The 11,505-nt window shown below is 48.3% G+C and carries 8 protein-coding genes; 3 read left to right on the top strand and 5 right to left on the bottom strand.

Annotated elements, in window-relative coordinates; all coding sequences use genetic code 11:
• The first annotated feature begins 555 nt into the window (after positions 1–555).
• On the top strand, positions 556–2,253 hold the full coding sequence (locus tag F7D73_RS15780) for a SulP family inorganic anion transporter (protein WP_153126269.1): 1,698 nt from the start codon (positions 556–558) through the stop codon (positions 2,251–2,253).
• Positions 2,254–2,370: 117 nt separating this feature from the next.
• Here F7D73_RS15780 and F7D73_RS15775 read toward each other — a convergent pair whose 3' ends face one another.
• From F7D73_RS15775 to F7D73_RS15755, 5 genes are all read right to left on the bottom strand, one after another.
• Complete coding sequence (locus F7D73_RS15775) at positions 2,371–3,111, bottom strand: amino acid ABC transporter ATP-binding protein (RefSeq protein WP_153126267.1); 741 nt, start codon at positions 3,109–3,111, stop codon at positions 2,371–2,373.
• Positions 3,112–3,115: 4 nt separating this feature from the next.
• Positions 3,116–4,669: an ABC transporter substrate-binding protein/permease gene (locus F7D73_RS15770; protein ID WP_153126265.1), complete on the bottom strand. Its 1,554-nt coding sequence runs from the start codon at positions 4,667–4,669 to the stop codon at positions 3,116–3,118.
• 15 nt (positions 4,670–4,684) lie between these two features.
• Positions 4,685–6,364 carry an NAD(P)/FAD-dependent oxidoreductase gene (locus F7D73_RS15765; RefSeq protein WP_153126263.1) on the bottom strand — a complete coding sequence of 560 codons (1,680 nt, stop codon included), beginning with the start codon at positions 6,362–6,364 and terminating at the stop codon, positions 4,685–4,687.
• Positions 6,365–6,473: 109 nt separating this feature from the next.
• Positions 6,474–7,019, bottom strand: a complete 546-nt coding sequence (gene yfcE, locus F7D73_RS15760; RefSeq protein ID WP_153126261.1) for a phosphodiesterase — start codon at positions 7,017–7,019, stop codon at positions 6,474–6,476.
• A gap of 131 nt (positions 7,020–7,150) precedes the next feature.
• Positions 7,151–7,405, bottom strand: coding sequence for a hypothetical protein (locus F7D73_RS15755; RefSeq protein ID WP_153126259.1), 255 nt, complete (start codon positions 7,403–7,405; stop codon positions 7,151–7,153).
• 284 nt (positions 7,406–7,689) lie between these two features.
• Between F7D73_RS15755 and thrA the strand changes: the two genes are divergently transcribed.
• Both thrA and F7D73_RS15745 read left to right on the top strand, forming a co-directional pair.
• Entirely contained in the window at positions 7,690–10,131 is a 2,442-nt protein-coding gene (gene thrA / locus F7D73_RS15750; RefSeq protein ID WP_153126257.1) for a bifunctional aspartate kinase/homoserine dehydrogenase I, read from the top strand.
• A 55-nt stretch (positions 10,132–10,186) separates the two neighbouring features.
• A complete protein-coding gene (locus F7D73_RS15745; RefSeq protein ID WP_153126256.1) occupies positions 10,187–11,437 on the top strand; it encodes a cofactor-independent phosphoglycerate mutase in 1,251 nt (416 codons plus the stop codon).
• The last annotated feature ends 68 nt before the right edge of the window (positions 11,438–11,505 follow it).

Genomic DNA, 11,505 nt, shown 5'->3' with positions numbered 1-11,505 from the left:
AGCTTAGTAAACCTGACTTGTCAATTACTTGACGGTTCGTTTCTTTTACCCAGTCAACTTTCTTATTTCTAAGAAGTTAACCGCTTCTTGTACTACTTGTCTGTTTATGTAAAATCTTTCAAAGAACTCTTTCTTTATGTTGCTAAGAGAAACCGTATTTCTCAAAAGCGAGTGCAAAAGTACTAACTATTTTCGAAACTACCAAATTTTTCAAGAAGAAAGTTTCATTTTTATTTTAATTTTAACAGTCTTAAACACTTTGCGGCGTTTTATATCAAACTGCTCCTTATAATATACATACGTGCACTCGCAGATATGTGCGGGCACACACATACATGCGCAATCCATAATAATGTATTGAAAAATAAAGGGAGAAGAAAGGAAGAAAAGAGAGAATAAAAAAGAAGAAAGGAAGAAAAGAGAGAGTAAAGGAGGAAAAGGATAAAGAAAACAAGAAACTATGAAAAACATTTTGCCATATAAAAAAAATGTAGTACCTTTGCAGACGTTTTAACGGATAACAAGAAATAATTACATAATTTTTAAAACTTTCAAATGAAGGCATTAGCAATTAAGTCGAGTTTGTTTTCCTGTTTGAAGACATACAACAAGAAAACATTCATGTCTGACCTCATGGCAGGTATCATCGTTGGTATCGTAGCCCTGCCTCTGGCCATCGCATTCGGTATCGCTTCTGGCGTGACCCCTGAAAAGGGTATCATCACCGCTATTGTAGCAGGTCTTATCATCTCCATCTTCGGTGGAAGCAAGGTGCAGATAGGTGGTCCTACGGGAGCATTCATCGTTATCATCTATGGCATTATCCAGAAATATGGCATGGAAGGTTTGACGATAGCGACACTGATGGCTGGTCTGTTCCTGGTTCTCTTCGGACTTCTCCGTCTTGGAACCATCATCAAGTATATCCCTTACCCTATCGTAGTGGGATTCACCAGTGGTATTGCCGTAACCATTTTCACGACCCAGATCAAGGACCTCTTTGGATTGACACTAGCTTCCAATCCTTCCGACTTCCTGGAGAAATGGGGTGTCTACTTCCAGAGTTTTGATACCATCGATCCATGGTGTGCCCTCATCGGTGTAGTGAGCGTAGTGGTTATCGCCATCACACCAAAGTTCAGCAAGAAGATTCCGGGTTCTCTTATTGCCATCATCCTGATGACAGTAGTAGCACTATTGCTCAAGCAGTTTGCTGGTGTAGAGAGCATAGAAACCATCGGTGACCGCTTCTCTATCAGCAATGAGTTGCCTGCAGCCCAGGTTCCAGAGATGAACTGGGAGACTATCAAGAGTCTCGTTTCCCCAGCCATCACCATCGCCATTCTGGGTGCTATCGAAAGTTTGCTTTCTGCAACCGTAGCCGATGGTGTCATCAGCGATCATCATGACAGTAATACCGAGTTGGTAGCCCAGGGTTTGGCTAACCTCGCTTCCCCACTCTTTGGCGGAATCCCAGCCACAGGTGCCATCGCCCGTACCATGACCAATATTAATAATGGTGGTAAGACTCCAGTTGCCGGCATCATTCATGCTGTGGTATTGTTGTTGATATTCCTCTTCCTGATGCCTCTTGCCAAATACATCCCGATGGCATGTCTTGCCGGTGTATTGGTTGTCGTATCCTACGGAATGAGCGGATGGAGAAGTTTCCTGGCGCTGATGAAGAATCCGAAGAGCGATGTTACAGTGCTCCTGATCACCTTCTTCCTCACCATCATCTTCGACCTGACCGTGGCTATCGAGGTAGGTCTGATTATCGCCTGCCTGCTCTTCATGAAACGAATGAGCGAAACCACCGACGTGACAGCCATCACAGATGATGAGATTGACTTGAACAAGGAGTTCGACTTCCTCTCTACCAACCTTGAGCACTACACGATTCCTAAGGGTGTAGAGGTATACGAGATCAATGGTCCGTTCTTCTTCGGAGCCGGTAACAAGTTTGAGGAAGTGATGGCAGCTTTCGGAGATCGTCCAAAGGTACGCGTCATCCGTATGCGCAAGGTTCCATTTGTAGATTCTACTGGTATCCACAACCTCACCAACCTCTGCGAGATGAGCCAGAAGGAGGACATTCAGGTTGTACTCTCCGGTGTATGTGAGAAAGTGAATGCCCAGTTGGAGAAGGCAGGTTTCTACAATATTCTTGGCAAGGAGAATATCACAGATCACATCAGCAAGGCTCTGAAACGTGCTGAAGAGATTATTGAGAAGAAAACTGTTAATAGTTAATAGCTTACAGTTAACATTTTACTGATTGTAGACCATCAAATAAAAAAGATGCATTGCTGGATATACCAGTAATGCATCTTTTTTTATTGTCATCAAGTAACTGTAAACTATCAACTATTACAGAACCTTTCCCAGGAACTCCTGCAATCTTGGCGATTTTGGATGGTTGAATATTTGCTCAGGAGTTCCATCTTCCGTGATATAGCCGTCACTGAAGAAGAGAACACGGTTTGCCACTTCTCTTGCAAACCCCATCTCATGCGTCACCACCACCATGGTCATTCCCTCGGCAGCAACATCTTTCATCAGCTGCAACACCTCTCCAACCATCTCCGGGTCCAGTGCCGAAGTCGGCTCATCAAAGAGGAGCACCTCGGGATTCATCGCCAGGGCACGGGCGATTGCCACACGCTGCTTCTGTCCACCCGAAAGACTGTCGGGATAGCTGTCTGCCTTGTCCAGCAGTCCGATACGGGTCAGGAGTTCCGTTGCCTTCTCATCGGCTTCTTCCCTTGTCATCTTGCCCAATTCTACCGGAGCCAGCATGATATTGCGACGAATGGTCATATTAGGGAAGAGATTGAACTGCTGGAACACCATGCCCACTCTCTGGCGCATCTTGTTGATGTCTACATCCCAGGAAGTGATATCCATACCGTCGATATAGATTTTACCTTTGGTAGGTTCCTCCAGCAGATTGATGGAGCGCAGGAAAGTACTCTTTCCGCAACCCGATGGACCGATAATGGCTACAACCTCGCCTTTCTTCACCGAGGTTGTTATGCCTTTCAGTACCTCGTTGTCGCCGAAGCGTTTACGAAGTCCTTCTATCTTGATTATTTCGTTCATTTTATTCATTGTTTTATCTTTCACTCTTTCTCAGTCGCTTCTCCAGCTTTCTCACGCCTGCATTCAGTCCGAGAACGAGGATGAGATAGAGGCAGGCTACTACGCCCAATGGCATCATTGCCTCGTAGGTGATGCTTCGGATGATGTCAGAACCCTTGGTCAAATCTACCAGTCCGATATAACCGCTGATAGAGGTTTCCTTGAGCAGAGTGATGAGCTCGTTACCCATTGCCGGGAGCACATTCTTGAAGGCTTGCGGCAGGATGATGAGGCGCATAGTCTTTCCATACGAGAGACCGAGACTTCTGCCCGCCTCCATCTGGCCTTCATCCACCGACATGATGCCCGAACGGATCACCTCTGCAATATAGGCAGCCGAATTCAATCCGAAGGCGATGACAGCCACGAAAATCTTATTGACATCTGCCGAGGCAAAGACCACATAATAGATGATGAGCAACTGCACCATCGTTGGCGTACCACGCATGATGGTGAGATACAGCTGACAGAGCATATTCGGAATCCTCCAGCCGCCTCTACGCTCATGACGTGCTCTTACGATGGCTATCACCGTACCCAATATCACGGAAAGGATGATGGCAAAGAAGGTGATGATGAGCGTATTGCCCAAGCCCTGCAACAGATACTGATAACGGTTGTCATCCATGAAGCAGGATTTAAACTTATCTATCATTCCCGGCTGATTGCCGGCAGCTTTCACATCTCCGGAATTCACCATGATGACCTGTCTGACATCGGCGTAGGAATCCGTAAATCCGATATTCTTCTCCCGTTCTGGGGTAACCGTGATGCCGGCAATACCTGCATCAGCCTTACCAGCCTGCACTGAGGTGATGATGGCGTCAAACTCCATATCGAGAATCTCCACATCCACGCCCATCACATCGCCGATAGCATTCGCCACATCCACATCGATACCCACAATCTTACCATCCTGGTAATACTCGAAAGGCTCGAAAGTAGCGTTGGTGGCAAATCGCAGACTCTTCTTCAGTCCCAGATGCTTCAGCGCTTCCGGTCCCACTTTCTTCACATCCGAAGTCTTGGGCGTATAAGCCACGGCAATGCCCCTTTCCAGATGGCGGTTGACGATGGAATCGATGACGCCATTCGCTTTCAGGATACGGATGGCATTATTGATGGACTGCTTCAACTCAGCATGATCCTTAGCCACACAGATAGCGAACGAAGACGCGTCGAAGGTCTCAGGCAGGATATTGAGCGATGGATTCACCCGCTTAAATGCCTTGGCAGGCGCCTCATCGGTCACCATGCAGTCTATCTTTCCCTGCAGGAGAGCCTGGATGGCATCGGCACCCTTGTTGTACCGTTCCACCTTGGTGCCATCTCCTTTCTTTTCCAACTCGGTGGCAAGTCCGTCACTCGTGGTACCGAGCTGCACACCTATCACAGCCCCCTTCAGGTCTGCCTTTGTCTTCAACTGCTTTCGGGTTTCTGAAGATTCTGAACCGCATGCTGCCAGGAACAGACAGAGAAGCATCGCCCAGAAACTCAGTCGAAGACATCTTAAATTTCTATATTTCATTATTTCTGTATCTACTTATAACTGCTTCATATACTCAGCGCACATCTCTGCGCATCTCTCACCGTCTACGCCAGCCGATACGATTCCCCCAGCATATCCTGCGCCTTCACCGCATGGGAAGAGTCCCTGGATGCGTACATGCTGCAGGGTTTCGCGGTCGCGGATGATGCGTACAGGCGATGAGGTTCTCGTCTCCATCGCTATCAGGGTAGCCTCGTTGGTCAGGAAGCCATGCGCATTCTTGCCGAAAGTCCTGAAACCTTCCTGCAGACGCTTACTCACGAACGAAGGCATCCAGAAATGCAGCGGACTGCTGATGATACCCGGAGCATAGCTGCTCTTTGGCAGGTCGTAGCTCAGACGGTTGTTCACGAAGTCGGCCATACGCTGGGCTGGTGCCGTCTGCTTCATGTTGCCCTGCTGCCAGCATTGCTTTTCCACGATTTCCTGGAAGTACATCATTTGGAGTGAAGAGTGAGGAGTGAAGAGTGAAGCATTCTGCTGCGCCTTCATTTCCGTCTGTTCGATGATAGCCTGATGTTCCTTCACGAACTGCGCCACATCCTCGGGATGCGTTTCCACCACCATGCCCGAATTGCTCCAGGCAGTACCACGGTTACTAGGACTCATACCGTTCACCACGAGCTGTTCCGGTCCGGTGGCTGCCGGAATCACAAAGCCACCCGGACACATGCAGAAGCTGTAAACGCCCCTGCCCTCTACCTGGGTAACAAAGCTATACTCGGCAGCAGGCAGATATTTTCCTCTACCACTCTTATTGTGATACTGAATCTGGTCGATGAGCTGGGATGGATGTTCCAGGCGCACGCCCACGGCGATGCCCTTTGCCTCGATATCTATCTTTGCCGAAGCGAGATAGCGGTATACATCGCGGGCACTATGACCTGTTGCCAGGATAACCGGTCCGCGATAAGTTTCCTCAGCACCCGTAGCCAGATTCACGGCTTCTACACCTATCACCCTATCGCCAGCTGCAGCATCAGGTGCCGTCAGCTTACCTTCACTCTCAAGGATCAGACGAATCATCTTGGTCTGGAAATGCACTTCTCCGCCACACTTGATGATGGTGTTGCGCATGTTTTCAATGACGCGTGGCAACTTGTCGGTACCGATATGCGGATGGGCATCTGCCAGGATATTGGTATTGGCACCATGCTGGCAGAATACGTTCAGAATCTTGTCTACACTTCCCCTTTTCTTGCTTCGGGTATAGAGTTTTCCGTCACTATATGCACCGGCTCCACCTTCACCGAAACAGTAGTTGCTCTCCCCATCTACCTTCTGAGTCTTGGTAATGTTAGAGAGGTCCTTCTTGCGTTCGCGCACATCCTTGCCTCGCTCCAGCACGATAGGACGGTAACCCAATTCTATCAGGCGCAGAGAAGCGAAGAGGCCGCCAGGTCCCTCACCCACAACAATAACACGAGGTCTGCTGCTCACATCGGGATATTCCGTATGAATATACTGGTCGTCTTGCGGAAACTCATTGATATAGGCACGCACCTTCAGGTTCACGAAGATGGTACGCTGGCGGGCGTCGATGCTTCGCTTCAACACTCTCACCTGATTCAATGTTCTCACATCCAATCCTTTCTCCTTGGCGAGATAACGCTTGATGCCTTCCTCGCTTGCTGCCTGTTCGGGCAGAATTCTTATCTGGTATTCTTGAATCATTTACTTTGAACTTTGAGCTTTGAACTTAATGATTAGTTTTATGAAAATGACGAGTGACAAGTGACGGATTTCACATTACATTCACAATTCACTTTTCACTTTCACTTTTTCATGCTTCCATTGTAGCCAGCACTTCGAGCGTATCCAGATGATACATGGTGAACTTGCCATCTTCCAATGTTGCGAATGTTGGAGGATTGCCACCCTTCGGGAAGGTGATGCTACCCGTATTGACGATGGCTTGTCCCTTCTCGTTATGAGAGAGTTCCCAGAGATGAGAGTGACCATAGATCATAGCCTCGTAAGGACCCTTTGGCATGTTTTCCTTATTATAAACATGACCATGGGTCAGGAGATAACGCTTTCCGTTATCTACCAGCAGGGCATAAGTCTCCATGATAGGGAAATCGAGGAGCATCTGGTCTACTTCCGCATCACAATTACCACGCACGGCGATAATCTTGTCTGCCAGCGCATTGAGCCGTTCAACGATACCCTTAGGGTCGATTCCTTCCGGAATGCGGTTGCGGGGACCGTAGTTGATGATATCACCCATGATGCACATCATGTCACACTTTTCAGCCTCGAAGAAGTCGAGGACTTTTTCCAAGGCTGGCAAACAGCCGTGGATATCAGAGAATAATAGATATTTCATTACTTGATTTAAAAAGTATTAATACTCACCCTCAACCCATTTTTTACCAGATTCAGTATATTTCATCCAAATAACCAATCCGATACCAATGATTGCTGCTATTGCAAAAAGTATTGTCAACATTTCCATAATTACTTCTTTTTTAATTCTACTTTTAATAAATAATTGCCTGCATAAGCAAAACATGCAGCAGCTATTACTGCGCATCCCATGCAAACAATGTTAGTTACTCCCATTGCCTCACCAGTAAACAGTGGAGACAATGCACCAATTCCAATACCGCTGCATACCATCTTTGAAAGACCAAAGAAATACTCAGCCAGCATCTCATTTCGTTTGAAATTGCGCTCAACGAGTTGATTCTTACTATTTACTTCTGTAACCATATTGCTGATGCTTTGAATTACATCGGCAAAAGTACACATTTTCTTCGAAACTGGCAAACTTTTTTCTTATTAATTCTCCGCAAATCCCTATATATATAAGGTATAAGAACAAAAACGAACATTAAATTACTACTATCCGGGCTTTTTCATCTACAATATGCTACTTTTTTGTTAAAATCCTTGGCAGTTTGATAGAATATTTGTACTTTTGCCCACAAGTTTTGCTACAGCCCCGGTCGTTTCGGGGATGGCATTACATTACCAACGCAAAAATTCAAGAACGTATGAAAGTATTAAAATTCGGCGGAACATCGGTTGGTTCCGTAAAAAGCATCCTCAGCTTAAAACGTATCGTTGAAAATGAGGCTAAGAAACAGAGTGTAGTGGTTGTCGTGAGCGCACTTGGCGGTATCACCGACAAACTCTTGCAAACCTCTCAGCTTGCCCTCAAGGGTGATGAACAGTGGAAGGTCGAATTCGACGCCATGGTTGATCGCCACCACAAGATGATTGATACCATCATTACCGAAACAACAGACAGAGAGAATCTTTTCAAATCAGTTGATGCACTCTTCGAGCAGTTGAGAAGCATCTACTTCGGTGTGTATCTCATCCACGACCTCAGCGAGAAGACACAGGATGCCATCGTGAGTTATGGAGAAAGACTCAGTTCCAAGATTGTAGCCACGCTCATCCGTGGTGCCAAATGGTTCGATTCCCGCAATTTCATCAAGACCGAACGCATCAACGGCAAGGGTAAGCATACCCTCGACAGCGAACTGACCAACAAGCTGGTAAAGGAAGCCTTTGCCGAGCTTCCTCGCATATCTCTCGTACCGGGTTTCATTAGCCGCGACAAGAACACGGAGCGCACCACCAACCTGGGTCGTGGTGGTAGCGACTACACAGCAGCCATCATTGCAGCAGCCCTCGATGCTGAGGTGCTTGAAATCTGGACCGATGTGGACGGATTCATGACTGCCGATCCACGTGTCATCAAATCTGCTTATACCATCAACGAACTGAGTTATATTGAGGCGATGGAGCTTTGCAACTTTGGTGCAAAGGTCATCTATCCTCCTACCATCTACCCGGTTTGTGTCAAGAATATTCCTATCAGAGTGAAGAATACCTTCAATCCTGATGCTCCTGGCACCATCATCAAGAACAAGATTGATGCCGACCAGAAGCCTATCAAGGGTATTTCTTCCATCAACGGTACCGCCCTCATCACCGTCACCGGTCTTTCCATGGTGGGTGTCATCGGTGTCAACCGCCGCATCTTCACCGCTCTTGCCAGCGAGGGCATCTCTGTGTTCATGGTTTCCCAGGCTTCTTCTGAGAACTCTACATCTATCGGTGTGCGTGAGCAGGATGTAGAAGAGGCTGTCAGCGTATTGAACAATGAGTTCAAGAACGAGATTGCCGATGGCGCCATGTTCCCTATGCACGCTGAGTGCGGACTTGCCACCATCGCCATCGTGGGCGAAAACATGAAGCATGCTGCCGGTATCGCCGGTAAGCTCTTTGGCACGCTCGGACGTAGCGGTATTTCCGTCATCGCCTGCGCACAAGGTGCTTCTGAAACCAACATCTCTTTCGTAGTGAAGAGTGATTATCTGAGAAAGTCGCTCAACGTTCTGCACGACAGCTTCTTCCTCTCAGAATACAAGGTGCTCAACCTCTTTATCTGCGGTGTGGGTACCGTGGGCGGCAAACTCATCGAACAGATCAAGAATCAGTATGCCGACCTCATGGAGCGCAGCAAGCTGAAGCTGAACGTAGTAGGAATCGCCTCTTCCAAGAATGCCATCTTCAATCGCGACGGTCTTGATCTCGAGAATTATTACGAGGAGCTGAAGAAGTCTATTCCTAGCACTCCGGAGGTCTTGCGCGATTCCATCCTGGCAATGAACATCTTCAACAGCGTGTTCGTAGACTGTACAGCCAGCAAGGAAGTTGCAGCTCTCTACCAGAGCCTTCTGGAGCACAACGTGAGCGTCATCGCAGCCAACAAGATTGCGGCTTCAAGCGAATATGAAAACTATGAGAAGTTGAAGAAGACAGCCATCCAGCGTGGCGTGGTATTCCGTTTCGAGACCAACGTAGGTGCAGGTCTTCCTATCATCGGAACCATCAACGACCTTCGCAACTCGGGAGATAAAATCCTCAAGATTGAGGCTGTACTCTCCGGCACACTCAACTTCATCTTCAACGCCATTTCAAGCGTGGTACCATTCTCCGAGACCGTCCGTCTCGCCAAGGAGAAGGGCTACAGCGAGCCAGATCCACGCATCGACCTCAGCGGCATGGACGTAATAAGAAAGCTCGTCATCCTTTCACGCGAGGCTGGTTACCGCGTGGAGCAGGAGGATGTGGAGAAGAATCTCTTCGTGCCAGACAGCTTCTTCCAGGGCTCGCTCGACGATTTCTGGAAAAAGCTTCCTAAGCTCGATGCTGACTTTGAAGCCAAGCGCAAGACGCTCGACCTGGAGCACAAACGCTGGCGCTTCGTGGCTACCCTGGACGGTGGCAAGACCAGCGTAGGCTTGCAGGCGGTTGGTCCGGAGCATCCTTTCTACAATCTGGAGGGTTCCAACAACATCGTATTGCTCACCACCGAGCGCTACAAGGAATATCCGATGATGATTCAGGGCTATGGAGCCGGAGCCAGCGTAACTGCTGCCGGAGTCTTCGCCAACATCATGAGTATTGCGAATGTATAATGAATAATGTACAATGAATAATTGTTCATTATAAATTATAAATTATAAATCGATTATGAAGCATATTATCATTCTTGGCGACGGAATGGCTGACCACCCAGTGGAAAGACTGGGTGGAAAGACACTCCTGCAATACGCCAGCAAACCATATATGGACATGCTTGCCAAGAAAGGCAAGACAGGACGACTCGTTACCGTGCCAGATGGATTCCATCCGGGTTCTGAGGTAGCAAACAGCTCTATCATGGGCTATGACCAGAACGAGGTTTACGAGGGACGCGGACCGCTCGAAGCTGCCAGCATCGGCTATGAACTGGAGCCTACCGACCTTGCACTGCGCTGCAACATCATCAATGTGCAGGACGGCAAGATTATCACCCACAACGGTGGTAACCTGGAAACGGAAGATGCGGATGTGCTCATCAAGTATCTCAACGATACCCTCGGCAAGAAATATCCTGATGTCAAGTTCGTCACCGGCATCCAGTATCGCCACCTCCTGGTGGTGAAGCACGGAAACAAGCATATCGACTGCGCCCCACCTCATGATCATCCCAACGAGGAATGGCACAAGCTGATGGTAAAACCCATCCTGCCGGAGATTGGAGGCGATGAGGGTCACATCAGCCGTCGTGATACAGCCGACCTGCTGAACCAGCTGATTCTTGAGAGTCAGGAACTCCTGGAGAACCATCCTTTCAATGTGGCTCGCAAGGAGCGTGGCGAACGAATGGCTAATCTTATCTGGCCATGGGGCGGAGGTTACCGTCCTCACATGCTCACCCTCTCCCAGATGTATCCACAGATCAAGAAGGGTTCTGTTATTTCTGCCGTCGACCTGATTCGTGGCATCGGTCACTACGCCGGTCTGCGAAACATCATCGTTGAGGGCGCTACGGGTCTTGCCAATACCAACTATGAAGGCAAGGCTGCTGCTGCCATCCAGGCACTGAAGGATGGCGACGACTTTGTATATGTTCACGTAGAGGCAAGCGACGAGGCGGGTCATGATGGCGATCTGGAGCTGAAGCTGAAGACCATCGAGAACCTCGACCAGCGACTCATCAAGCCTATCTTCGATGAGGTAAGCACCTGGGACGAGCCGGTATGCATCGCTGTTCTCCCTGACCATCCTACTCCGGTAGAAATCCGTACCCACGTCAAGGAGCCTGTACCTTTCATCATCTATTATCCTGGCATTGAGCCGGATAGCGTAGAGAAGTATGATGAGGTAAGCTGCGTGAGTGGCGGTTACGGCATGCTGCAGCTGCAGGAGTTCATGAACGCCTTCATGGCGATCAATTAAAATCAACGGCTTCATGATAGCCCCCAAAGCTAATCATAAAGTTCAATGTTCAAATCTCAAAGTTCAAA

It is taken from the genome of Segatella copri (assembly GCF_009494395.1).
Taxonomy (GTDB): Bacteria; Bacteroidota; Bacteroidia; order Bacteroidales; family Bacteroidaceae; genus Prevotella.
Note: the sequence above shows the minus strand (reverse complement) of the source record. Positions and strands in the feature narration are given on the sequence as shown.